Source organism: Micromonospora sp. URMC 106, from assembly GCF_051386395.1.
GTDB lineage: Bacteria > Actinomycetota > Actinomycetes > Mycobacteriales > Micromonosporaceae > Micromonospora.
Window position 1 is genome coordinate 1 of record NZ_JBPQTP010000105.1, and the last position, 23,063, is coordinate 23,063.

19 protein-coding genes are annotated in these 23,063 nt (G+C 74.5%); 9 read left to right on the plus strand and 10 right to left on the minus strand.

Features of this window, described 5'->3' with window-relative positions:
- Nucleotides 1-167: 167 nt before the first annotated feature.
- Complete coding sequence (locus ACSNOB_RS25535) at nucleotides 168-641, plus strand: hypothetical protein (RefSeq protein WP_393110607.1); 474 nt, start codon at nucleotides 168-170, stop codon at nucleotides 639-641.
- 12 nt (nucleotides 642-653) lie between these two features.
- Nucleotides 654-1,505 (plus strand): class F sortase, encoded by an 852-nt coding sequence (locus tag ACSNOB_RS25540; protein WP_436689092.1) that lies wholly within the window; start codon nucleotides 654-656, stop codon nucleotides 1,503-1,505.
- Nucleotides 1,506-1,596: 91 nt separating this feature from the next.
- Here the strand turns inward: ACSNOB_RS25540 and ACSNOB_RS25545 are convergent, their stop codons facing one another.
- Nucleotides 1,597-2,130, minus strand: coding sequence for an HNH endonuclease (locus ACSNOB_RS25545; RefSeq protein WP_091108032.1), 534 nt, complete (start codon nucleotides 2,128-2,130; stop codon nucleotides 1,597-1,599).
- Between the two features lie 296 nt (nucleotides 2,131-2,426).
- Here ACSNOB_RS25545 and ACSNOB_RS25550 point away from each other — a divergent pair, with 296 nt between their 5' ends.
- From ACSNOB_RS25550 to ACSNOB_RS25560, 3 genes are all read left to right on the plus strand, one after another.
- The gene (locus tag ACSNOB_RS25550) at nucleotides 2,427-3,476 is read left to right on the plus strand and encodes a mechanosensitive ion channel family protein (protein WP_436689094.1); all 1,050 of its coding nucleotides are present in this window, start codon (nucleotides 2,427-2,429) and stop codon (nucleotides 3,474-3,476) included.
- Between the two features lie 262 nt (nucleotides 3,477-3,738).
- Nucleotides 3,739-5,163 (plus strand): MFS transporter, encoded by a 1,425-nt coding sequence (locus ACSNOB_RS25555; protein WP_436689096.1) that lies wholly within the window; start codon nucleotides 3,739-3,741, stop codon nucleotides 5,161-5,163.
- Between the two features lie 52 nt (nucleotides 5,164-5,215).
- Nucleotides 5,216-5,644, plus strand: coding sequence for a globin (locus ACSNOB_RS25560; protein ID WP_393110504.1), 429 nt, complete (start codon nucleotides 5,216-5,218; stop codon nucleotides 5,642-5,644).
- 23 nt (nucleotides 5,645-5,667) lie between these two features.
- Here the strand turns inward: ACSNOB_RS25560 and ACSNOB_RS25565 are convergent, their stop codons facing one another.
- From ACSNOB_RS25565 to ettA, 4 genes are all read right to left on the minus strand, one after another.
- The gene (locus tag ACSNOB_RS25565; protein WP_393110502.1) at nucleotides 5,668-6,255 is read right to left on the minus strand and encodes a YbjN domain-containing protein; all 588 of its coding nucleotides are present in this window, start codon (nucleotides 6,253-6,255) and stop codon (nucleotides 5,668-5,670) included.
- Nucleotides 6,256-6,404: 149 nt separating this feature from the next.
- Complete coding sequence (locus ACSNOB_RS25570) at nucleotides 6,405-7,118, minus strand: hypothetical protein (protein WP_436689099.1); 714 nt, start codon at nucleotides 7,116-7,118, stop codon at nucleotides 6,405-6,407.
- Nucleotides 7,115-7,561: an acyl-CoA thioesterase gene (locus ACSNOB_RS25575; RefSeq protein ID WP_436689101.1), complete on the minus strand. Its 447-nt coding sequence runs from the start codon at nucleotides 7,559-7,561 to the stop codon at nucleotides 7,115-7,117. The genes ACSNOB_RS25570 and ACSNOB_RS25575 overlap by 4 nt, the downstream gene beginning before the upstream one ends.
- A 2-nt stretch (nucleotides 7,562-7,563) precedes the next feature.
- The gene (ettA, locus tag ACSNOB_RS25580) at nucleotides 7,564-9,240 is read right to left on the minus strand and encodes an energy-dependent translational throttle protein EttA (protein ID WP_436689103.1); all 1,677 of its coding nucleotides are present in this window, start codon (nucleotides 9,238-9,240) and stop codon (nucleotides 7,564-7,566) included.
- Between the two features lie 331 nt (nucleotides 9,241-9,571).
- On the opposite strand from ettA, the gene ACSNOB_RS25585 reads away from it, so the two are divergent.
- On the plus strand, nucleotides 9,572-10,972 hold the full coding sequence (locus ACSNOB_RS25585) for an alpha,alpha-trehalose-phosphate synthase (UDP-forming) (protein ID WP_436689105.1): 1,401 nt from the start codon (nucleotides 9,572-9,574) through the stop codon (nucleotides 10,970-10,972).
- Between the two features lie 38 nt (nucleotides 10,973-11,010).
- Nucleotides 11,011-13,572, plus strand: coding sequence for a trehalose-phosphatase (otsB, locus tag ACSNOB_RS25590; RefSeq protein ID WP_436689118.1), 2,562 nt, complete (start codon nucleotides 11,011-11,013; stop codon nucleotides 13,570-13,572).
- A 144-nt stretch (nucleotides 13,573-13,716) separates the two neighbouring features.
- On the opposite strand, the gene cobA is transcribed toward otsB, so the two are convergent.
- From cobA to cobC, 3 genes are read right to left on the minus strand one after another with little or no spacing between them, the layout of a single operon-like run.
- A complete protein-coding gene (gene cobA, locus ACSNOB_RS25595) occupies nucleotides 13,717-15,000 on the minus strand; it encodes a uroporphyrinogen-III C-methyltransferase (protein WP_436689107.1) in 1,284 nt (427 codons plus the stop codon).
- Nucleotides 15,001-15,037: 37 nt separating this feature from the next.
- On the minus strand, nucleotides 15,038-16,210 hold the full coding sequence (locus ACSNOB_RS25600; protein ID WP_436689120.1) for a nicotinate-nucleotide--dimethylbenzimidazole phosphoribosyltransferase: 1,173 nt from the start codon (nucleotides 16,208-16,210) through the stop codon (nucleotides 15,038-15,040).
- Nucleotides 16,210-17,397, minus strand: coding sequence for an Rv2231c family pyridoxal phosphate-dependent protein CobC (gene cobC / locus ACSNOB_RS25605; protein ID WP_436689109.1), 1,188 nt, complete (start codon nucleotides 17,395-17,397; stop codon nucleotides 16,210-16,212). The genes ACSNOB_RS25600 and cobC overlap by 1 nt, the downstream gene beginning before the upstream one ends.
- A gap of 121 nt (nucleotides 17,398-17,518) precedes the next feature.
- Between cobC and ACSNOB_RS25610 the strand changes: the two genes are divergently transcribed.
- Complete coding sequence (locus ACSNOB_RS25610; protein ID WP_393110488.1) at nucleotides 17,519-19,651, plus strand: transglycosylase domain-containing protein; 2,133 nt, start codon at nucleotides 17,519-17,521, stop codon at nucleotides 19,649-19,651.
- An 87-nt stretch (nucleotides 19,652-19,738) separates the two neighbouring features.
- On the opposite strand, the gene ACSNOB_RS25615 is transcribed toward ACSNOB_RS25610, so the two are convergent.
- Both ACSNOB_RS25615 and ACSNOB_RS25620 read right to left on the minus strand, forming a co-directional pair.
- Nucleotides 19,739-20,308, minus strand: a complete 570-nt coding sequence (locus ACSNOB_RS25615) for a GNAT family N-acetyltransferase (protein ID WP_436689111.1) — start codon at nucleotides 20,306-20,308, stop codon at nucleotides 19,739-19,741.
- A complete protein-coding gene (locus ACSNOB_RS25620) occupies nucleotides 20,305-21,696 on the minus strand; it encodes a cobyrinate a,c-diamide synthase (protein ID WP_436689113.1) in 1,392 nt (463 codons plus the stop codon). The genes ACSNOB_RS25615 and ACSNOB_RS25620 overlap by 4 nt, the downstream gene beginning before the upstream one ends.
- 208 nt (nucleotides 21,697-21,904) lie before the next feature.
- On the opposite strand from ACSNOB_RS25620, the gene ACSNOB_RS25625 reads away from it, so the two are divergent.
- Nucleotides 21,905-22,726, plus strand: coding sequence for an SURF1 family cytochrome oxidase biogenesis protein (locus ACSNOB_RS25625; protein WP_436689115.1), 822 nt, complete (start codon nucleotides 21,905-21,907; stop codon nucleotides 22,724-22,726).
- Nucleotides 22,727-23,063: the final 337 nt, after the last annotated feature.

Here is a 23,063-nt window from a genome sequence, read left to right on the forward strand (position 1 = left end):
CCGCTGCCCTCCTCCCCCCGCCACCGCTGACCGCGATCCGGGTTTGCCCCCGGGCCAGCGGGAAAGCAGGCGCTGTTGCCCGGGGAGGATTCCGGTGATCGTCACCGGAAGGGGGGATCATGCCGGTGCTCACAGCGTTCACACGTGCCCTTGCCAGCGCCCTGTCCGTGTTGGGGCTGGTCGGGGCGTTCGTCCTGATGACCGTCGCGCCCGCGCGGGCCGGGGAGAACGCCTTCGTCGAGGTGGTGCCCAACAGCGCGCAGGCCGGCACCCGGGTCAGCATCCGGGCCAGTTGCGACAACGCCAACAACCGCCAGGCGACCGTGCACTCGGACGCGTTCGGGCGGGTGGTGCTCCGGCCGGACAACGGCTTCCTGACCGGCCAGGTCACCGTCCCGGGCAGCAAGGAGCCCGGGGACTACCCGGTCGACCTGCGCTGCGACAACGGCAAGACCGCGACGACGACGCTCACCGTGCTGAACATGGAGCAGCCCACCAAGGGGCCGGCGACCGGGGGCGGCGGCACCGCCGGCGGTACCGGCACCGGCTCGCTGCTGCTGGTGGGCGGCCTCGCCGCGGTGGCCCTGGCCGTCGGCTTCGGATTCTTCGGCAACCGTCGTCGGACCGGGACCGGTTCCTGACCCGCCGTCGCCATGGCCGGCTTCGACAGGCGCACCAGGCGATCCGATCCGGGCCGGGTCCGGGCGGCCACCCGGCGGGCGCTGCAGACGTCCCGCCGGGCGGCGGTCGCCGCCACCCGCCGGCTGCGCCGGGTGGCCGGGGAGGCGGTGTCGGCCAGCGTCGTCACCACCGACCCGGCGGCCGGGCCGCTGCCCGCCCGACCCCGACACCGCTGGGTTCCCGCCGGCCGCCGCCGGCTGGCGCCGGGCCGGAGCCCCGGGCTCCCGGTCCTCGTGATCGGGACGCTGATGGTGCTGATCGTCGCCATGTTCGCGGTGGAGCGCGTCGCCGGGGTGAGCGTGCTGCCGGACCGGTTCATCGCGGGGCTGCGGCCGCCGCCGAAGAAGTTCCCGGTGCTGCCCGCCAGCCGCCCCGTCGACATCACCATCGAACCGATCGACGTCCAGGCGCCCGTACACAACGTCGGCGTCGCCCCGGACGGCAGCATCGCGGTGCCGGACGCCGCCCGCGCCCAGGAGGCCGGCTGGTACGACCAGGGGCCGACGCCCGGACAGTACGGCCCCGCCGTGATCGTCGGGCACGTCGACACCAGCACCGGGCCGGCGGTCTTCCACGAGCTGCGGGACCTGCGGGAGGGCGACCGCATCGAGGTGACCCGCGAGGACCGCTCGGTGGCGGTCTTCGAGGTGGACTCGGTCGAACGCTTCGACAAGGAGCGGCTGCCCGCCGACGAGGTCTTCGGCGACTTCAGTCGCCCCCGGCTGCGCCTGATCACCTGCGGCGGGCGCTGGGTGGGCGGGGAGACCGGCTACGCCGACAACGTGGTGGTCTTCGCGTCTCTGGTCCGGGCCCGCGGCACGTGACGCACAGGCAGCGCGGCGGCCCGGCGCTCCGCTCCGGAGATGAGCAGCGACAGCGGGAGCTCAGCGGGTCGGGCGGCTCGGCGCGGTGGGATCAGGCGGCCTCGGGCTCGCGCAGGTCGAGCCAGTCGGCCCAGCGCGGGTCCGGGGCCCGGTGCCCGAGCACCCGCCAGGCCGCCCCCTTCGGGGCGGCCGGCAGGGCGTGCAGCCGCCAGCCCAGCTCGGCCGGGGTCTTGTCGCCCTTGGTGTGGTTGCACCGGGCGCAGGCCGCGACGACGTTCTCCCACGCGTGCCGACCGCCCCGGCTGCGCGGGAAGACGTGGTCGATGGTCTCGGCGGGCCCCCGGCAGTAGGCGCAGCGCCAGCCGTCCCGGGCGAAGATCGCCCGCCGGGAGAGCCCGACGTGGGTGCGGTAGGGCACCCGCACGAAGCGGGTGAGCCGGACGACCGACGGCACCGGCAGCGCGTTGCGGGCGCTGTGCAGGACGCCGTCGCCGTCGGCGACACAGACCGCCTTGGCGGAGAGCACGAGGATGGCGGCGCGACGCACGGACACGACACACAGCGGCTCGTAGGTGGCATTGAGGACCAGCGCACCGGAGCCCACCGTGGGTCGTATGTCAGGCATCGCGTTCACCCTCCCGGTTCAGCGGCTCCTGCTCGCCACCGCCGACCGGAACGGGCACAGCGACCCACCACGGCCGACGCCGGCCGGATCACCGACGTCCGTGCGCCCATCGTCCCTGATCGGCCCCCGGATTGCACGTACTAATCCGGGGTCCCTCCGGAAGCGTTCCCCGCGTCTGTCACGATGACCGGTTCGCCCCCGTACCGCCGGTCGCGACCCCCGCGCCCCGGCGGGCCCGCGTCACGGCCCGGAGGGTCGGCGGGAGGGAGGCCCCGCGGGTGCGGTACGAAGACAGCGTGACCGCTGCCAGCCTGCCGCCGCTCGCCCTGCCCGCCGCCGAGGCGCCACAGCCGGACCCGTCGCCGACCTGCCTGGACGACGCCCTCTGCCGGACCGTCTACGACGTGACCCACTCGGTGTGGTTCGCCGAGGGCAGCTACTGGATCCTGCTCAAGCCGCTGCGGATCGTCATGATCCTGCTGCTGGCGGTCGCCGCGCGGTGGCTGGTGCACCGGACGATCCGCCGGCTGGTGCGCACCACCAGCGACGCGGGCGTGCCGACCATGCTGCGGCCACTGCGGGAGCGGATCCCCACCGCCGCTGCGGAGCCGGGCGAGTTCGTCCCGGAGCGGCGCCGCCAGCGGGCCGAGGCGATCGGCTCCGTGCTGCGCAGCCTCAGCACCGCGTTCATCTTCGGCATCGCGGTGCTGATGGTGCTCAAGGAGTTCAGCTTCGACCTGGCCCCGCTGCTGGCCAGCGCCGGCATCGCGGGCGTGGCGCTCGGCTTCGGCGCGCAGAGCCTGGTCAAGGACCTGATCGCCGGCCTGTTCATGCTGATCGAGGACCAGTACGGCGTGGGTGACACGGTGGACCTCGGCGAGGCGACCGGCGTGGTGGAGTCGGTCGGGCTGCGGGTCACCACCGTCCGCGACGGGCGGGGCGTGCTCTGGTACATCCGCAACGGCGAGATCGTCCGGGTGGGCAACAAGAGCCAGGGCTGGGCCCTGGTCGTGGTCGACCTGCCGATCGGCTTCGCCGGCACGGAGGAGGCGACGGCGGTGCTGCGGACCGCAGCGGCCTCCGTGGCGGTCGACCCCGAGCTGGCGCCGGAGATCGTCGAGCCGCCCGAGGTGCTGGGCGTCGAGCAGATGACGGTCGAGGGCGCGGTGATCCGTACGGTGGTCAAGACGACGGCCGACGGGCAGTTCGCGGTCGGCCGGGAGCTGCGTCGCCGGCTGGCCGAGGCGCTGGAGAACTCCGGCATCACCGCGAAGATCGCGGCCGCCCGGCTCTACGGCATGCCGGCCCGCGCCCCCGGTGAGACGGGGCAGGGCGGCGCGACCTGAGCCGCCGACCGGGCGAGCGGATCGACCGGGGCGGGCCGGGACGGCATCGGCGGGGGTCGCGGTCCGTGCGGCCCCTCGGGTATCGTCCGTTCGTTCAGTCGGAGATGCGACGATCAATCCGTTCGCCCTAGCCAGTTGTCGGACGATCGGGCAGAATCCGGTGCACGCGCTCCCCCCGGAGCGTGATCACGTCCTCGCTGATCCGTAGATCTGACGACGGTTCCCGGGCCCGTCCATCACGAGTGGCCCGCCCAGGGGAACGATGGAGGCGACGGTGCCCGACGAGCGACCATCCCCGGAAGGCCCGGCAACCTTCCGTGAGGTGTTCGCCAATCGCGAATACCGCGCCGTCTTCACGGCGAGCGCTCTCTCCTGGATCGGCGACTACATCGCCAAGGCCGCGGTCACCCTGCTGGTCTACGAGGAGACCCGGTCGGTCGCGCTCTCCGCGGCCGCGTTCGCGGTGAGCTACCTGCCCTGGCTGATCGGCGGCCCCCTGCTCGCCACGCTCGCGGAGCGGCACCGTTACCGGCAGGTCATGGTGGTCTGCGACCTCGTCCGGATGGTGCTGATGGTGGGCATCGCCATTCCCGACATGCCCGTCGAGCTGATCCTGGCCCTGCTCTTCGCCACCACCCTGGCCAATCCACCCAGCCAGGCCGCCAAGTCCGCGCTGATCCCGCTGATCCTCACCGGCGACCGGCTGGTGGTCGGGCTGTCGATCAACAGCAGCGTCGGCCAGGCCGCCCAGGTCGTCGGCTACCTCGCGGGCGCCGCCATCGCCGCCGTCAACCCGACCGTCGCGCTCCTGGTGAACGCCGCGACGTTCGCCCTGTCGGCCGCGCTGGTCCGCTTCGGCGTGGCGGACCGGCCGCCGGCGATGACCGCCGCACACCGCAGCCACCTGCTGCGGGAGACCGCGCAGGGCTTCCAGATCGTGTTCGGCACCCCGGTGCTGCGGGCCATCGCCGTCCTCGTCTTCACCGCCATGCTCTTCTCGGTGGTGCCGGAGGGCCTGGCCGCCGCCTGGGCCAGCGAGCACGCCGGCGGCCTGGACGCCGGCGCCGCCCAGGCGGTCATCATGGCGGCCAGCCCCGTGGGCTTCATCGTCGGCGGCCTGGTCGTCAGCCGGGCGTTCGGGCCGGACCGGCGGCTGAGCCTGATGCGGCCCCTGGCGGTGCTCTCCCCGCTGGCCCTGGTGCCCGCCCTGTTCGATCCGCCGCCGCTGGTGGTGGCGCTGCTCGCCGCGGCCTGCGGGTTCGCGGTCGCCGGGATGCTGCCGGTGGCCAACGGCCTCTTCGTCCGGGCCCTGCCCGCCGGCTTCCGGGCCCGCGCCTTCGGGGTGATGGCCACCGGCGTCCAGGTGATCCAGGGCCTCGCCGTCCTGGTCACCGGGTTGCTCTCCGAGCGCTACCCGATCCCGATCGTGGTCGGGGTGTGGAGCGCGGTCGGCGTCCTGCTGATGGCGCTCGCCGCCCTGCGCTGGCCGAGCCGCCCGACGATCGACGCGGCGATCGCCGCCGCCGAGGCGGGCGAGACGGCCCCGCGGGCCGGCGCGAGCGCCGGGCGGGGCACGGTCGACGCGAAGACGGCCGGGGACGACCGGCACGGCCCGTCGGAGCAGTTCGACGGCGACCCGGTGGGCGGCCGGCCGGGCGAGACGGGCCAGCGGCACGCCGTGACCTGACGCACAGCGGCCACCCCCCGGCGCCCCGAACGGCACCTGGCAGGATGGAACGGTGAATGCCGCAGGTGAGTCCGACCGTCCCGGCGCGTCGATGACCCTCTTCGAAGCGGTAGGCGGCGAGCCCACCTTCCGCAAGCTGGTGGACGAGTTCTACGCCGGCGTCGCCACCGACGCGCTGCTGCGCCCCATGTATCCCGAGGAGGACCTGGGCCCGGCCGCGGACCGGCTGGCCCTGTTCCTCATGCAGTACTGGGGCGGCCCGCACACGTACTCCGACCAGCGCGGGCACCCCCGGCTGCGGATGCGCCACGCGCCGTACCGCATCGGCGCCGCCGAGCGGGACGCGTGGCTGCTCCACATGCGCCGTGCCGTCGACCGTCTCGACCTGCCGCCGGAGATCGCCGCCGCGCTCTGGGACTACCTGGAGCGGGCCGCGTACTTCATGGTCAACGTGATGGAGGACCCGGCCGGGCCGGCCTGACCGCGACGGGCGCGGCGGCCGGCTCAGAGCAGGGCACCCTCGTCGTGCAGCCAGTCCACGAAGCTGGTGGCCACCGCCGCGCCACAGTCGAGCATCTCGACCAGGAGCGCGTCGTGCGCCCCGGCGCTGAACGGCACCTGCAGCTCCGCGTAGATCGGCAGTTGACCGCGCTCGGTCGGGTCGCCGATGTATGCCTTGCAGAAGCGGCGGGTGTGGTTCCACTCGTTGACCACCCGGTAGGCCCGGTCGGCCCAGTCCGGCGGCACCGTCGCGTGTGGCCGGGCCCGCATCACCAGGATCTCGTCCTCGGGGCCCTCAAGGGTGACCAGCACCGCGTGCCGCTCCCACATGGCCAGCAGGTTCCCGTCGCCATCGGCCAGGTAGCGCACGTCGAGCAGGTCGAGCGCATCGCAGACGCGGCGCAGGGTGACCGGCGCGACGGTGGCCGGCATGTCGGCCATCACGGGCCGCTCGACCGCCGGGCAGTCGTCGCCCGGCTGACGGGGGGCCGGTGGTCCGACCCGGACGGTGCCCTCCACTGTGATCCCGCTCCGACTTTCCGGATCGCCGCCGCCGTTGGCGGGACCGGGGCGCCATGACCACCACGGCATCGTTCGCGCACCTCACTCCCCAGCGGATCCAGCCGCCTACGGTGCGTTGGATCCGAGGATGGACGGTACCCGGACAGCCGGGTTGAAGCACCCCCCCAACGGCAGCCCCAGGACAGAAGAATGACCACGGGTCATCCGAACGGATGACCTCAGAGTGGCCTTACGACAAGATCCGTAGCCTTCTGCGACCAGATCGCTCCGTAAGGTCCCACAAGTCCGACCCAACGGCCGACCGTGCGCACCTGGACGTCGCCCGCGCCGGTCGCACCGGCCTCCCCCTCGGCGGCGCCCAGGAAGCCCATCCGGACCAACCCCTGAACCATCCGCTGGGTCACCTCGACCGGCTCGCCGGGCGCGTCGTCCGGGGTGACCACCACGGGCACGTGGTCGAGCAGCGCGTCGCGCAGCGCCCGCTGCCCGACCGCCCGGCCGGCCACGCCGTGCGCGGCGGCGTCGCGCAGGGTGCCCGCCGCCGCCGTGGCGATCCGCCGCAGCTCCCCCGCCGGCAGCGTCTCCACCCGGCGCCCGGCCCCGGGCGGCAGCGGCCAGCGCCACCGCTCGTCCCGGCGCGGGGGCAGCGCCCCGCCGCCGGCCGCCAGCCCGGCCAGCAGCTCGCCGGCCGCGACGGTGACGTCGCCGGGGCCCTCGCCGGCCACGGTGCGGACGGCCAGCACCGCCCACGGCAGGCGCCCCCAGAGGGCGGTACGGCCCGCCGCGCCGGTCGGCCGCAGCCGCACCGGCGCGTCCCGGTCCAGTCGCACCAGGCGGGCGAGGAAGGCCCCGGCGTCGGCCACGTCCACGATCCCGTGCCCGCCGCCGGCCGCGCCGACCGGGGCGCGGACCGGCCCACCGGATCCCGTCACGCCGGCCCGCCCCGCGGGGCGTACGAGAGCAGGAACTCGCGCTCCTGCGGAGTGACCCGGCGCGGCGACTGCCGGGTCAGGTCGAACGGCACCAGCACCGAGCGGGCCCGGCTGGCCAGCACGTCGCCGTCGTACAGCTCGTAGGCGACGGTGAAGGACGCGGCCCGGATCTCCTCCACCCACAGCTCGATGCGCACGGCCGGGGCCGCCTCGGCGGTGGCCCGGCCGAGGGCGTAGTCGACCGGGCGCAGGTAGTCGACCTCGTGCCGACGGATCACGACCCCGTCGGCGAACGAGCCCACTCCCCACGCCCGGCCGCCGGCGAACATCAGCGCCACCCGCGCCTCCTCGTAGAGGGTGAGGAAGCGCGAGTTGTTGACGTGGCCGTACGCGTCCAGGTCTGACCACCGCAGCGCGCAGTGGTAGACGAAACGGTCCGCCACGATCAGTCGCGGGTGAGCTTGCGGTAGGTCACCCGGTGCGGGCGGGCCGCCTCGGCGCCGAGCCGGTCGACCTTGTTCTTCTCGTACGCCTCGAAGTTGCCCTCGAACCAGAACCACTTGGCCGGGTTCTCGTCGTCGCCCTCCCAGGCCAGGATGTGCGTGGCGACCCGGTCGAGGAACATCCGGTCGTGGGAGATGACCACGGCGCAGCCGGGGAACTCCAGCAGCGCGTTCTCCAGGCTGGAGAGGGTCTCCACGTCCAGGTCGTTGGTCGGCTCGTCGAGCAGGATCACGTTGCCGCCGATCTTCAGCGTCAGCGCGAGGTTGAGCCGGTTGCGCTCGCCGCCGGAGAGCACCTTGGTCGGCTTCTGCTGGTCCGGCCCCTTGAAGCCGAACGCGGCGATGTAGGCCCGCGACGGCATCTCGACCTTGCCCACCATGAGGTGGTCCAGCCCGTCGGAGACGACCTCCCACACCGTCTTGTCCCCGGCCAGGCCCTGGCGGTTCTGGTCGACGTACGACAGCGAGACGGTCTCGCCGACCCGGACCGAGCCGTCGGTCGGCTGCTCCAGCCCGACGATGGTCTTGAACAGGGTGGTCTTGCCGACGCCGTTCGGGCCGATGATGCCGACGATGCCGTTGCGCGGCAGCGAGAACGACAGGTTGTCGATCAGCACCCGGTCGCCGAATGCCTTGGTGAGGTTGTGCGCCTCGATCACCGTGTTGCCCAGGCGCGGGCCCGGCGGGATCTGGATCTCCTCGAAGTCCAGCTTCCGGGTCTTCTCCGCCTCGGTGGCCATCTCCTCGTAGCGGTCGAGGCGGGCCTTGGACTTGGTCTGCCGCGCCTTGGCGTTGGAGCGGACCCACTCCAGCTCCTCGGTGAGGCGCTTCTTCATCTTGGCGTCGCGGCGGCCCTCGACGGCCAGCCGGGCGGCCTTCTTCTCCAGGTAGGTGGAGTAGTTGCCCTCGTAGCCGACGGCCCGGCCGCGGTCCAGCTCCAGGATCCAGCCGGCCACGTTGTCGAGGAAGTACCGGTCGTGGGTGATCGCCATGACGGTGCCGGCGTACTTGGCCAGGTGCTGCTCCAGCCAGGAGACGCTCTCCGCGTCCAGGTGGTTGGTGGGCTCGTCGAGCAGCAGCAGGTCGGGCGCCTCCAGCAGCAGCTTGCACAGCGCCACCCGGCGGCGCTCGCCCCCGGAGAGCTGGGTCACGTCGGCGTCCGGCGGCGGGCAGCGCAGCGCGTCCATCGCCAGTTCGAGCTTGGAGTCGATGTCCCACGCGTCGGCGTGGTCCAGCTCCTCCTGGAGCCGGCCCATCTCCTCCATCAGCTCGTCGGAGTAGTCGGTGGCCATCTGCTCGGCGATCTTGTTGAACCGCTCCAGCTTGGCCTTGGTCTCGGCGACCGCCTCCTCGACGTTGCCGAGCACGGTCTTGGCGTCGTTGAGCGGGGGCTCCTGGGCGAGCAGGCCGACGGTGTAGCCGGGCATCAGCCGGGCGTCGCCGTTGCTCGGCCGGTCCAGCCCTGCCATGATCTTGAGGAGGCTGGACTTACCGGCGCCGTTCGGGCCGACCACACCGATCTTGGCCCCCGGCAGGAAGCTCAGCGTCACGTTGTCGAGCACGACCTTGTCGCCGTGCGCCTTGCGCGCCTTTTCCAGGACGTAGATGTACTGGGCCACGGTGCGGGCTACCTCCGTAGGTTGCGACTGGGGGCCGGCGGGCGCGGGCCCGGGCTGCGACTTCCGCCCGCCGCCGCCGGCCGCTGGCCGGCCGCACGCACGCCGTCGTCAATCCTGACAGGTACGCGCCGCCGCGCCCACATCACCCCGCCCGGACGCTGCGGGCGCGCCGCGCCACCCCTGCTTCCGAGCAGGGGTATCGACAAGATCACGTCGGGGGTTGGACCATCGTGGGACGGGTAGGTGACTCCGGCACGGGGCCCCAGAAGCCGCAGCTACGCTCAGTACGCTCATTCGCGGTTGACCCGTCAGCACCCGGAGGTGGCCGAACGTGACCGTCCGCAGCTCCTTTGTCGTAGTGGCGAACCGGCTACCCGTCGACGAGGTGAGCACACCCGAGGGACGGCAGTGGCGTCGCAGCCCCGGGGGGTTGGTGACCGCGCTGCACCCCGTCCTCGCCGAGCACCAGGGCACCTGGGTCGGCTGGGCCGGCGGCACCGGCGCCGCCCCCGAGCCGTTCGACCTGGAGGGCATCCGGCTGCACCCGGTGCCGCTGAGCGCGGAGGAGCTGGAGCGCTACTACGAGGGCCAGTCCAACGCGACGATCTGGCCGCTCTACCACGACGCGGTGGAGACGCCCGCCTACAAGCGCCGCTGGCGCGAGGCGTACCGCCTGGTCAACGCCCGCTTCGCGGAGGCCGCGGCGGAGGTCGCGGCCGAGGGGGCGACGGTCTGGGTGCAGGACTACCAGCTCCAGCTCGTCCCGGCGATGCTCCGCGAGCTGCGGCCGGACCTGCGGATCGGTTTCTTCCTGCACATCCCGTTCCCGCCGATCGAGCTGTTCATGCAGATGCCGTTCCGCACCGAGATCCTGCGCGGCCTGCTCGGCGCGGACCTGGTCGGCTTCCAGCAGCGGCTCGCCGCGCAGAACTTCGTCCGGCTGGCCCGGCACCTGCTCGGGCTGCGCTACGAGGGCCAGATGATCCAGGTCGACGGCCGCCAGGTGAAGGCCGGCGCGTTCCCCATCTCGATCGACACCAAGGAGATGGAGCGGCTGGCCGCCGACCCGGCGATCCAGGCCCGCGCGAAGGAGATCCGCGAGGAGCTGGGCAACCCGAAGACGATCATCCTGGGCGTCGACCGGCTCGACTACACCAAGGGCATCGAGCTGCGGCTCAAGGCCTTCCGCGAGCTGCTCGCTGACGGAAAGTTGACAGTCCCGGACGCGGTCATGGTGCAGGTCGCCACGCCCAGCCGCGAGCGCGTCGAGCACTACCAGGCGCTACGCGTCAAGGTGGAGCGGGAGGTCGGTCGGATCAACGGCGAATTCGGCAGGGTCGGCGTGCCGGCGGTGCATTATCTGCATCAGTCGTACAGTCGCACTGAACTGGCCGCGATGTACGCCGCCGCCGACGTGATGATGGTGACGCCGCTGCGAGACGGGATGAACCTGGTAGCCAAGGAGTACGTCGCATCGCGCGCCGACCAGGGCGGTGCACTCGTGCTCAGCGAGTTCGCCGGCGCCGCCACCGAGCTGCGTCAGGCGTTCCTTTGTAATCCGCACGACCCTGACGCGGTCAAGGACGCCCTGCTGCGGGCCGTGCATGTCGAGAAGCCGGAGGCCCGCCGCAGAATGCGGACAATGCAACGCCATCTACGCACCCACGACGTGGGGCACTGGGCGAAGTCTTTCCTCACCGAGCTCGGTGTGCCTCAAGCGGAGGACGCGTGAACGCCGCCAGCGACATCGTCACCCCGGCGGCCGGCACGATGGACCCGGAGCTGCGCGCGGCCATCGGCCGGATCGCCCGGGTGCCCCAGCTTCTGATCGCCTGCGACTACGACGGCACCCTGGCGCCGATCGTGGAGGACCCGAGCAAGGCCGTGCCGCTGCCGGAGTCGGTGGCCGCCGTCCGGGCGCTCGCCGCCCTGCCCCAGACCACCGTGGCGGTGGTCTCCGGGCGGGCCCTGCGGGACCTTGCCGCGCTCTCCCGGCTGCCCAGCGAGGTCCACCTCGTCGGCAGCCACGGCTCCGAGTTCGACATCGGCTTCGTCGAGCGGCTCTCCCCCGAGCTGATCGCGGTCCGCACCCGGCTGCGCGACGCCCTGCGCGAGATCGCCTCGGCCCACCCGGGCATCCGCCTGGAGCGCAAGCCGGCGAGCGTCGCGGTGCACACCCGCGGGGTGAACCCGCAGGTCGCGGCGGCCGCCATCGAGGCGGTCCGCAACGGCCCCGCCACCTGGGACGACGTCACGGTCACCCAGGGCAAGGAGGTCATCGAGCTGTCGGTCGTCGCCACCCACAAGGGCACGGCCGTCGACCAGCTCCGCACCCAGCTCTCCGCCAGCGCGGTGCTCTTCATCGGCGACGACGTCACCGACGAGAACGCGTTCGGCAACCTGCACGGGCCGGACGTGGGCATCAAGATCGGCCCCGGCGACACTGCCGCCGGCTACCGGGTCGCCGACCCGATCGAGGCCGCCCGCACCCTCGGCCTGCTGCTGGAGACCCGCCGGCACTGGCTCTTCGGCGAGCGGGCGGTGCCGATCGAGCGGCACTCGATGCTGGCCAACGGGCGGACCGTGGCGCTGCTCACCCCCGAGGCCAAGGTCACCTGGCTCTGCCACCCCAAGCCCGACTCGGCGGCGATCTTCGCCGACCTGGTCGGCGGCAGCCCGGCGGGGCACTTCAGCGTCGCCCCGGAGCGCGGCGGCATCCCGCTCGGCCAGCGCTACCGCTCGGGCACGATGACGGTCGAGACCCGCTGGTCGGGCCTGACCGTCACCGACTGGCTGGACAAGCCGGCCCGGGAGACCACCCCGGACGGCCCGGCCGTCATCACCGGCGACTCGACCCTCGTACGGGTGCTCACCGGCTCCGGCCGGGCCCGGCTGGAGTTCGCGCCCCGGCCCGAGTTCGGCCAGGTCGCGGTGCAGTTGCAGCCGCTCGGCGACGGCCTGCTGGTGCTCGGCTCCAACGAGCCGGTCGCGCTCTACTCCCCCGGGGTCGAGTGGCAGGTCAGCAACGACGGCGGCTACGAGACGGCCAAGGCGGTCGTCGACCTCGCCGCCGCCGGCGGGCAGGTCGTGCTGGAGCTGCGCTTCGGCACGCACAGCCTGGAACACCACCGGCTGCCGATCCACGAGCGGCAGGCCCTGGCCGAGCAGCCGTGGAAGGACTGGGTCGCCTCGCTCCGGCTGCCGAGCACCGCGCGGGAGCTGGTGGTCCGCAGCGCGCTGACCCTGCGGGGCCTCTGCCACGAGGCCACCGGCTCGATCCTCGCCGCCGCGACCACCTCGCTGCCCGAGGAGCTGGGCGGCGTCCGCAACTGGGACTACCGCTACTGCTGGCTGCGGGACGCGGCGATGACCGCGCGGGCGCTGGTCGACCTGGGCTCGACGGAGGAGGCCGAGGCGCTGCTGCGCTGGGTCGACGGCTGCGTGGAGCGCACCGGCGGGCACCCGGAGCGGCTGCACCCGCTCTACACGGTGGACGGCTACGAGCTGGGCGCCGAGGCGGTCATCGACACCCTGCCCGGCTACGCCGGCTCCCGGCCGGTCCGCGTCGGCAACCTCGCCAACCACCAGCTCCAGCTCGACGTCTTCGGCCCGATCGCGGACCTGATCGCCGCCGTGGCCGACGCCCGGGGCTCGGTCCGCGAGGACGAGTGGCGGGTGCTGGAGAACATGGTCGAGGCGGTCCGCCGCCGCTGGCACGAGCCCGACCACGGCATCTGGGAGGCCCGCCTCCCGCCGCGGCACCACATCTTCTCCAAGGTCATGTGCTGGATGACCGTCGACCGGGCGCTGCACGTGGTGCGCCAGCACGGCGGCGAGGACCGGCCGGAGTGGGTGGAGCTGCGCGACCGCATCGGCGCCAACGTGCTGGAGTACGGCTGGCACGAGACCGTCGAGGCGTACAGCGTGGCGTACGGGGACGAGGACATGGACGCCTCGTCGCTGTGGATCGGGCTGTCCGGCCTGCTCCCCGGCGACGACCCGCGTTTCCTCTCCACGGTGCTGCGGATCGAGGCGGACCTGCGCAGCGGCCCGGTCGTCTACCGCTACCACTGGGACGACGGCCTGCCCGGGCGCGAGGGCGGCTTCCACATCTGCACGGCGTGGCTGATCGAGGCGTACCTGCGCACCGGGCGGCGCACCGACGCCGAGGAGCTGTTCAACCAGATGGTGGACACCGCCGGCCCGACCGGCCTGCTCCCCGAGCAGTACGACCCGCTGGCCGAGCGCGGGCTGGGCAACCACCCGCAGGCCTACAGCCACCTCGGGCTGATCCGCTGCGCCCTGCTGCTGGACAACATGCTCAAGCAGTGACCTGACCAGCGAAGACGGCGGCCGGAGACCTCAGTCTCCGGCCGCCGTCGCTCGTTCGACGGGATCAGACCGAGGCCAACGGACCCGAGCCGCGCACGCGCAAGGCCCACCGGGGATCTCCGGGGGAGCCGGCTGGCGGAGGGATCAGGCCTGACCGCCCGCAGCGGGCGGGCTCCCCGGAGATCCCTCCGGACCAGCCCCGGCGAGGGCCGCCACCACGTCCCCCACCACGACCACGGCCGGCGGTCGCAGGCCGGCGGCGACCACGTCGGCGGCGACAGCGCCGAGCGTGGAGCGGAGCACCCGCTGCGCCCCGGTCGTCGCCTCCTGCACCACCGCGGCCGGGGTCTCCGCCGGCCGGCCGTGCGCGAGGAGCGTCGCGGTGATCGCGGCGAGGTTCTTCAGCCCCATCAGGATGACCAGCGTGCCGCGCAACCCGGCCAGCGCGTCCCAGCGGACCAGGGAGGCCGGCGAGTCGGGCGCGACGTGCCCGGAGACCACGGTGAACTCGTGGGCCACCGCGCGGTGGGTGACCGGGATGCCGGCCGCGGCCGGCGCCGCGATCGAGCTGGTCACGCCGGGCACCACGGTCACCGGCACGCCGGCCGCCGCGCAGGCCAGCAACTCCTCGCCGCCCCGGCCGAAGACGTACGGGTCGCCGCCCTTCAGCCGGACCACGACCCTCCCGGCGAGGGCGCGGTCCACCAGGATCCGGTTGATCTCCTCCTGGGCGCGGGAGGGGCCGTACGGGATCTTGGAGGCGTCCACCAGCTCGACGTCGGGGCGCAGCTCGTCCAGGAGCAGCCCGGGCACCAACCGGTCGGCGACCACCACGTCCGCCTCGGTGAGCAGCCGCCAGCCCCGGACCGTGATCAGCTCCGGGTCGCCGGGGCCGGCGCCGACGAGCGCGACCCGGCCGGGCCGGGCGCCGGCAGGGGCCCCCCGCTCCGCCGCGGCCGCCGGGAGGGGAGCCCTCCGCACGTCCAGCAGGTCCCGGATGGCGTCGCGGACGGTCATCGCCCGGCGGGGGTCGCCGCCGCCGAGCACCGCCACGGTCACCGGGCCGTGCCGGGTCACCGCGGGGGTCCAGGCGGTGGCGGCGGCCCGGTCGTCGGCGCGTACGCAGAAGATGCGGCGTTCGGCGGCGGCCGCGCTGACCGACGCGGCGGCGAGCGGGTCGTCCACCGCGACCTGGACCAGCCAGGCGCCGTCCAGGTCGTCCGGGGTGAACCGGCGCGGCTCCCAGTGCAGCCGCCGGGCGTCGACGTGGGCGCGCAGCGCCGGGGTCAGCTCGGGGGCCACGAGCAGGACGTCGGCGCCGGCGTCCAGCAGCGCCGGCACCCGGCGGGTGGCCACCGCTCCCCCGCCCACCACGACCACCCGCCGGCCGGCGAGCCGCAGGCCGAGAGGGTACGGATTGCCGCTCACGCCGCCGCCACGCTACTGAGCCGGATGGTTCGCGCGCTCACTTCTCGGCCACCCCCGCCGAGTCGAACGTGGCGACCTCGTGCAGCACCCGGACCGCGCCGGTGACCACCGGCAGGGCGAGCAGCGCGCCGGTGCCCTCGCCGAGGCGCAGCCCCAGGTCGATCAGCGGCTCCAGCCCCAGCCGGCGCAGCGCGACCGTGGCCCCCGGCTCGGCGGAGCGGTGCCCGGCCACCATGGCGCCCACGGCGTGCGGCGCGAAGGCCGCCGCGGCGAGCGCCGCGGAGACCGCGATGACGCCGTCCAGCAGCACCGGGGTCCGCCGGGCGGCGGCGCCCAGGATCAGCCCGGCCAGGGCGGCGTGCTCCAGGCCGCCGACCGCGGCCAGCACGCCCAGCGGGTCGGCCGGGTCGGGCGCGTGCCGGCGCAGCGCGGCGCGCACCACGTCCACCTTGCGGGCGTACGTCGGGTCGTCGACCCCGGTGCCCCGGCCGGTCGTCTCCGCCGGGTCGATGCCGGCGAACGCGGCGATCAGGGCGGCGGCGGGCGTGGTGTTGCCGATGCCCATGTCCCCGGTGAGCAGGATGCCGGCGCCGGCGTCGACCAGTTCCCCGGCCACCCGGATGCCGGTCTCCACCGCCGCCCGGGCCTCGTCCCGGGTGAGCGCGGCCGTGACCGCCAGGTCCCGGGTGCCGGGACGGACGTTCGCCGCGACCAGCCGGGGCGCGTCGCGGGCCGGCACGGCGCCGGCGTCCGCCCCCGCCGCGGCGGTCCTGCCGTCGGCGACCGTTCCCGGGGCGGCGGTCCTGCCGTCGGCGACCGTTTCCGGGGCGGCCGACGGGTCGGCGGCGACCGGCAGCGGGGTGGCCACGCCGACGTCGACCACGGTGACCGAGGCGCCGGCCTGCCGGGCGAACGCGTTGACCACCGCGCCGCCGGCCAGGAAGTTCCCGATCATCTGCGCGGTGACCTCCTGCGGCCAGGGCGTCACCCCCTGGGCGTGCACGCCGTGGTCACCGGCGAAGATGGCGACCGCCGCCGGCTCCGGCAGCGGCGGTGGGCAGTGCCCGGCCAGGCCGGCGAGGCGTACGGAGAGTTCCTCCAGGGCGCCGAGCGAACCGGCCGGCTTGGTCAGCCGCCCCTGCAACTCGCGGGCGGCGGCCATCGCCGGCTCGTCCAGCGGCCGGATCGCCGCGATCGTGGTCTCCAGCATCATGCCTCCAGGATCTCCGCCAGTACCTCGGTGAACGCGTCGGTGGTGGCCGGGTCGCGCACGGCGATCCGCAGCCAGTCCGGGCCCAGGCCGGGGAAGGTGTCGCCGCGGCGCACCGCCCAGCCGCGCCGCCGCAGGGCGGCGCGCACCTCGGCGGCCCCGGGCAGGTGCACGAGCACGAACGCGCTGGCGGGCCGGCCGGCGACGCGTACGCCGGGCAGGGCCGACAGGCGGGCGACCAGGTGGTCGCGGTCGGCGGCGAGCCGGGCGGCGATGGCGCGCTCGGCCTCGACCGCGACGGGCGTGGCGCAGGCCGACGCGGCGGCCAGGGCCGGGGTGGAGACGGCCCACAGCGGCTGGGCGGCGGCCAGCCGCGCCAGCAGCGGGGCCTCGCCGAGCAGGTAGCCGATCCGCAGGCCGGCGAGCCCCCAGGTCTTGGTGAGGCTGCGGACCACCAGCAGGCCGGGCAGGTCGCGCCGGGCGGCCAGCGACTCCGGTTCGCCGGCGACCCCGGGCGCGAGGGTAGTGTCGGCGAACGCCTCGTCGACCACCAGCACCCGGCCGGGCCGGGCCAGCGCGGCCAGGTCGGCGGCGGGGTGCAGCACCGAGGTCGGGTTGGTCGGGTTGCCGATCATGACGAGGTCGGCGTCGGCGGGCACCCGGGCCGGGTCGAGCCGGAAGTCGTCGGCCGCGTCGAGCAGCAGCCGCTCCACCTGGTGCCCGGCCGCGCGCAGCGCCGCCTCCGGCTCGGTGAACTGCGGATGCACCACCACCGGCCGGCGGACGCCCCGCAGCGCGCGGGCGAGCAGCACGAAGCCCTCGGCCGCGCCGGCGGTCAGCAACACCTCGGCCGGCGGGCGGCCGTGCCGGGCGGCGACGGCGGCCCGCGCCGGCTCCGGGTCGGGGTACGCGGCGAGGTCGCCGAGCGCGGCGGTGACCGGGTCGGCCAGCCAGTCCGGCATGGCGTCCCGCCGCACGTTGACGGCGAGGTCGACCAGCCCTTCGCCCACCTCGGCGTCACCGTGGTGGGTGAGGTCGGGCTCGTCCCTTACGGGGTCGGGCCCGGTCCCGGCGGGGTCGCGTTCGGTCGCGGGGTCGGGCCGGGGGTCCGCGGGCTCGGGTTCGGTCCCCGCGGGCTCGGGTTCGGTCCCGGCTCCGGGGAGGGTCTCGGTCGGCTGACCACGCATGTCCGCGATCCTGCCGGGAAGGGGGCGCACGGGACAGCGGATCCCGGCGTGGGCCGCGTCACCACACGGGCATTTATGAATATTTCTCAGGTACGAATCGGAAATGTCATAACTTGGCCTGGTGAGCAACCGACCCCTTGCTGCCGCTGGTCGTCTCGTTCCCCTTCTCCGCGCCGGGCTGATCGCCGGCATCGTGGTCGCCGCCGTGGCGTATCCGGTGGCCGCCGCCACCGGCATCGGCGCCAAGGTCACGGCGCACGCCATGGAACACAAGACCAAGATCCTCACCACCGCCCTGCCGGCCGAGACGTCGTACGTCTACGCGCCCGACGGCAAGACGGTGCTGACGATGTTCTACGAGGAGTACCGGCAGTACACGAAGCTGTCGGACATCTCGCCGAACATGCAGCAGGCCATCGTCGCCGCCGAGGACAACCGCTTCTACCAGCACCGGGGCGTCGACCCGAAGGGCGTCGCCCGCGCCTTCGTGGCCAACGCCCGCTCCAGCGGTGTGTCCCAGGGCGCCTCCACCCTCACCATGCAGTACGTCCGGATGGCGCTGCGCGACAGCGCGAAGACGCCGAAGGAGGTGCAGGAGGCGACCCAGCAGACCAGCCTGCGCAAGGTCCGGGAGATGCGGATGGCGCTGGACCTGGAGAAGGAGCTGAGCAAGGAGCAGATCCTGGAGCGCTACCTCAACTCCGCGTACTTCGGGCACCGCGCGTACGGCATCTACGCGGCCAGCGAGATCTTCTTCTCCAAGCCCCCGAAGGACCTCACCCCCGTCGAGGCGGCCACCCTCGCCGGGCTGGTCAAGTCCCCGTCCGAGTACGACCCGGCCAGTTCCGACCAGAAGGACGCCACCGGCCGGCGCAACTACGTGCTGGACCGGATGGCCCAGCTCGGCTACCTCTCGCCGGACGCGGTGGCGCAGGCCAGGACCGAGCCGATCCGGCTGAAGCTGACCTACCCGCCGAACGACTGCGCCTCGGTGCCGGAGAAGTGGAACAGCTGGGGCTTCGCCTGCGACTACCTGAAGAACTGGTGGAGCGCGCAGCCGGCGTTCGGGGAGAACCGGCTGGAGCGGATGGACAAGCTGCGCCGGGGCGGCTACCGGATCGTGCTCAGCCTGGACCCGAAGATCCAGGAGGCCGCCGAGAAGAACGTCGGCGCCAAGGAGAACACGGGCAGCCCGTTCGCCAACGGCATCGTGGTCTCCGAGCCCGGCACCGGGCGGGTGAAGGCGATGGCGGTGAACCGGACGTACTCGCTCGACCTGAGCGAGAACGGCCAGAGCTCCAACCCCGAGGCCGGGCCGAACGTCAAGGCGAACTACCCCAACACGGTGGCGCCCCTGCTCGGCGGCGGCGACCTGCCGGGCTACCAGGCCGGTTCGACGTTCAAGATGTTCCCGATGCTGGCCGCGCTGAACGCGGGCATGCCGCTGTCCACCTCGTTCAACGCCCCGCACCGGTACCGCTCCGAGGTCTACGACGGCTGGGCGCCGTCCAACGCCAGCGGCGCGATGAGCGGCCAGCAGACCATGTGGTCCGGCTTCGGCAAGTCGGTCAACACGTACTTCGTGTGGCTGGAGGAACAGGTCGGCGCGGACAAGGCGGTCCACCTCGCCGAGCAGCTCGGGCTGCGCTGGCGCACGGACGTCGACAAGGAGCAGGCGTCCCCGGCCAAGGCGAAGAAGTGGGGCGCGTTCACCCTGGGCGTCTCCGACGCCACGCCGCTGGAGATGGCCAACGCGTACGCCGCGATCGCCGCGGACGGCCGCTACTGCGAGGCGATCCCGGTACAGGCGATCTACAACCGGGACGGCACGCCGACCACCTGGAAGACGGCCTCGGGGATCGAACGCGAGGTCGCCAAGCCGCGCTGCCGGCAGGTGGTGAACGCCGACGCGGCCCGGGCCGCCACCGACGCCGCCCGCTGCCCGACCGGCGACACCCCGGCGCGGGGGAGCTGCGGCGGCTGGTCGACCGCGGACAGCGTGCGGGGGACGGTCGGCCGGCCCGTCGCGGGCAAGACGGGCACCACCGACAGCACCCGGTCGGCCTGGTTCGTCGGCTACACCCCGGAGCTGGCGGCGGCGAGCTTCATCTCCGACCCGGACAACCCGTTCAACGCGGTCGGCGACGGCCAGTCCCAGATCCCGATCAAGGCGGTGGCGCAGACCCTCCGCGACGCCCTCAAGGGCCAACCCACCCGCCAGTTCACCCCGCCCTCGGACCGGATGGTCGGCTGACCCCGCCCGCCGCTCCCGCCCCGTGCCGGGGCGGGGCGGGGCCGGGCAGGTGGCCGGCCCCCGGCGGACGGACCCGGCCGAGCGCCGTCAGCGGAGGTCGGCGGCGACGAAGGACCAGACCTCCAGGTCGACCCGGCCGCCCCGGACGAAACCGGCGTTGCGCAGCAGGCCCTCGTAGCTGAAGCCGGCCTTCTCGGCGACCCGGCGGGAGGCCAGGTTGCCGGGAGCGACCCGCAGCTCGACGCGCTGGAAGCCGTGTTCGAGGATCAGCGCGATGGCGAGCGCGTCGACCGCCTCGGCCGCCAGGCCGAAGCCCCGCGCGTGCGCCGCCATCGCGTAGGAGACCTCGGTGCACCGGGCGCCCCAGTCGGTGCGCCGCGTCCACAGGCAGCCCACCACCCGGTCGTCCTCCCGGCGCACCACCGCGTAGTGGTCCCCGTCGCCGCTGTCGCGCCGCTGGCGGGCCAGGTCGGTGCACCAGGCCAGCCCGTCGATCTGGCCCGACGTGTCGGCCAGCGGCAGCCACCGCTGGGTCTGCCGGTCGGCGAAGACCTCGTCGGCCGCCTTCGCGTCGGCGGCGGTCAGCGCGCGCACCTCCGTGCGGGGTGTGGATACCGTCAGCGCCGGGAAGCGGCGGACCGCCACCTGACCGATCACGCGGGCACCCCGCCGGGCCGGGCGGTCGCGGGGTCGGCCGCCGCCTCCGCCGCCGCGTCGACCAGCCGGGCGGCGAGCTGCGGGTACGCCGCCCAGTGCAGGGTGAGCTGGGAGGCGTGCACGCCCCGCCAGACGAAGCCCTCGGGCGCCCCGCCGTCCCAGCTCCAGGCCGGCCGCGCCCCGGCACGCGGGGTGAGCACGGCGCGGTGCTCCTTGTGCCCGGTCACCACGGTGCCCGCCGACGCCACCACGCTGTCGGTCAGCGCGGTCGCCTCCCGGTAGCCGACGACCAGGCCGTCCCGGCTGGCCCCCACCGCGTCGAGCACCCCGCACATCGGCAGCCCGTCCAGCTCCCGGGCCAGCCAGAGCAGGCCGGCCCCCTCGGCGACGACCGGCCGGCCGGTGCGGGCCAGCTCGGCGACGGCGATGCAGAGCCGGCGGTTGGCGGAGAGCTGCTCGGCGTACGACTCGGGAAGCCCGCCGCCGACGACCAGCCCGCCGACGCCGGCGGGCAGCGCCTCGTCGTGCAGCGGGTCGACCGTCACCACCTCCGCGCCGGCCGCCCGGAGCAGCTCCGTGGTCTCGGCGTGGCCGTAGCTGCCGCCCGACGCCCCGGCGACCGCGACGACCGGGCGCGGGCCGCCGGCGGGCCGGTCCACCTCCGGCGACCACGGCGGGGCCGGCAGCGGCGGGGCGGAGCGGGCCAGGCCCAGCAGCCGGTCGAGGTCGACCGTGGCGGCGACCGCCTCGCCGAGCCGGCGGACCGCCCGGCTGGCCTCGCCGGTGCGGGCGAGCGCGGGCACCACCCCGTGCCGGCGCGGGGGCAGCACCGCCGGCAGGTCGTGGCGGCGCAACACCCCGTAGACCGGCACGCCGATGTCGTCGAGCGCCTCGCGCAGCAACTCCTCGTGCCGCGCCGAGGCGACCCGGTTGAGGATCACCCCGCCGAGCCAGAGCTGCTCGTCGTACGCCCGGAAGCCGTGCACCAGGGCGGCCACCGACTGCCCCATCGCGGCGACGTCGACCACCAGCACGACGGGGCTGCGCAGCGCGGTGGCCACGGCCGCCGTCGACTCGCTCTCCGGCCGGCCGGTCAGGCTGTCGTAGAGCCCCATGCTCCCCTGCACCAGCGCGAGCCCGGCGCCCGACGCCCCGTGGGCGACCAGCGGGCCGATCCGGTCGACGCCGACCAACCGGGGGTCGAGGGCGCGGCCGGGGCGGCCGGCGGCCAGCCCGAGGTACGCGGCGTCGACGTGGTCCGGACCGATCTTGAACCCGGCGACGTCGACGCCCCGGTCGGCGAGCGCCGCGAGCAGCCCGATCGCCAGCGCGTTCTTGCCGTGGCCGGAGGACGGCGCGCTGAGCACCAGGCGCGGCACGACGGTCATCATCGACTCCCTGCGGGGCGGCGGGGGAAACCCTGCGGCGGGCCGACCGCGCGGCCCGCCCGCGTGACGATAGCCCAAGCGGACGGCGGGCGGCCGCCACCGAACGGGCCCGTCGGCGCGCTGTCCGGGGCCGTCCAGGGTCGGCGGCCCGGCGGGACCGGGGGCCGTCGAGGGTAGTGGCCCGGAGCACAGGGGTAGCCTCGTTGGCGTGTACCGGTTCCTGCTGACGCCGCGCTGGCTGGGCATCCTCGCGCTGACCCTGGTCGCCTCCGCGGTGATGGTGCTGCTCGGCAACTGGCAGCTGGACCGCTACCACGGGCGTACGGAGATCAACGAACGGATCGACGCCGGCCTGCGGATGGACCCGGTGCCGCTGCGCGACGTGCTGCCCGCCCCCACCGGCGGCAGCGGCACGGCCGGCCCCGCGCCCGCCGAGGACAAGTCCTGGACCAAGGTCACCGTGACCGGCCGGTACGACCCGGCGAACGTCGTCCTGGTCCGGGGCCGCTCGGTGGACCGCAAGGTCGGTTTCGAGGTGGTGACCCCGCTCGTGCTGGCGGACGGCACAGCGGTGCTGGTGGACCGCGGCTGGATCCCGCCGGCCCCGGGCGGCGACGCGACCGTCCAGCCGCAGGTGCCGCCCGCCCCGGCCGGCGAGGTCACCGTGACCGGCCGGGTGCACCTGAGCGAGAGCGGCTCGGTCGGCGTCTCCCGGCGCGAGGGCAAGCTGGAGACCCGGCGGATCGGCGTGCCCCGGCTGGCCCGGGAGCTGCCCTACCCGGTGCACGGGGCGTACCTGCTGCTGGACGAGCAGACCCCGGCGGCGGACCCGACCTTCAAGGACGTGCCGGTGGGGTACACCAACAACTGGCAGAACTTCGGCTACGTCGTGCAGTGGTGGATCTTCGCCGCGATGACCCTCTTCGGTTACGGCTGGGTGGCCCGCCGGGAGGCCCGCCGGCTGGCGGGCGTGGGGCCGGAGCGCCCCACCGACCGCGCCGCGGAGCCCGCGTCGCACGCTGCCGCCTGACCGCGCCGCGCGCCGGACGCCGTGCCCCGTGGGCCCGCCGGGCGGACCCGGTCTGTCCCGCGGCGGACCCGGTTGTCCCGCGGCGGACCCGGTCGTCCGGCGGGCTCGGTCCCTCGGTGTCACGATCCGAGCCGGGACGGCCGGCGGGGCATCGGCCGGACCGGTCAGGTTGTAGGGTCCGGCACATGATCAACGTGCGTGGGGGGTCGCGGTGACCCCTGATCCCACGATGCCGCCGCCGTCGGAGCCGGTGACGCAGGCACACCCGTCGACCGACCCCTGGGCGGCCACCCCTCCCCCGACCACCTACGAGGCGCCGCCCGCCGCCTCGCACCAC

Excerpts from the sequence above, each read along its gene's own strand:
- ACSNOB_RS25540 (WP_436689092.1), top strand. The coding sequence starts at position 654 with ATGGCCGGCTTCGACAGGCGCACCAGGCGATCCGATCCGGGCCGGGTC.
- ACSNOB_RS25545 (WP_091108032.1), bottom strand. The coding sequence starts at position 2,130 with ATGCCTGACATACGACCCACGGTGGGCTCCGGTGCGCTGGTCCTCAAT.
- ACSNOB_RS25555 (WP_436689096.1), top strand. The coding sequence starts at position 3,739 with ATGGAGGCGACGGTGCCCGACGAGCGACCATCCCCGGAAGGCCCGGCA.
- ACSNOB_RS25565 (WP_393110502.1), bottom strand. The coding sequence starts at position 6,255 with ATGCCGTGGTGGTCATGGCGCCCCGGTCCCGCCAACGGCGGCGGCGAT.
- otsB (WP_436689118.1), top strand. The coding sequence starts at position 11,011 with ATGGACCCGGAGCTGCGCGCGGCCATCGGCCGGATCGCCCGGGTGCCC.
- ACSNOB_RS25600 (WP_436689120.1), bottom strand. The coding sequence starts at position 16,210 with ATGCTGGAGACCACGATCGCGGCGATCCGGCCGCTGGACGAGCCGGCG.
- cobC (WP_436689109.1), bottom strand. The coding sequence starts at position 17,397 with ATGCGTGGTCAGCCGACCGAGACCCTCCCCGGAGCCGGGACCGAACCC.
- ACSNOB_RS25620 (WP_436689113.1), bottom strand. The coding sequence starts at position 21,696 with ATGACCGTCGTGCCGCGCCTGGTGCTCAGCGCGCCGTCCTCCGGCCAC.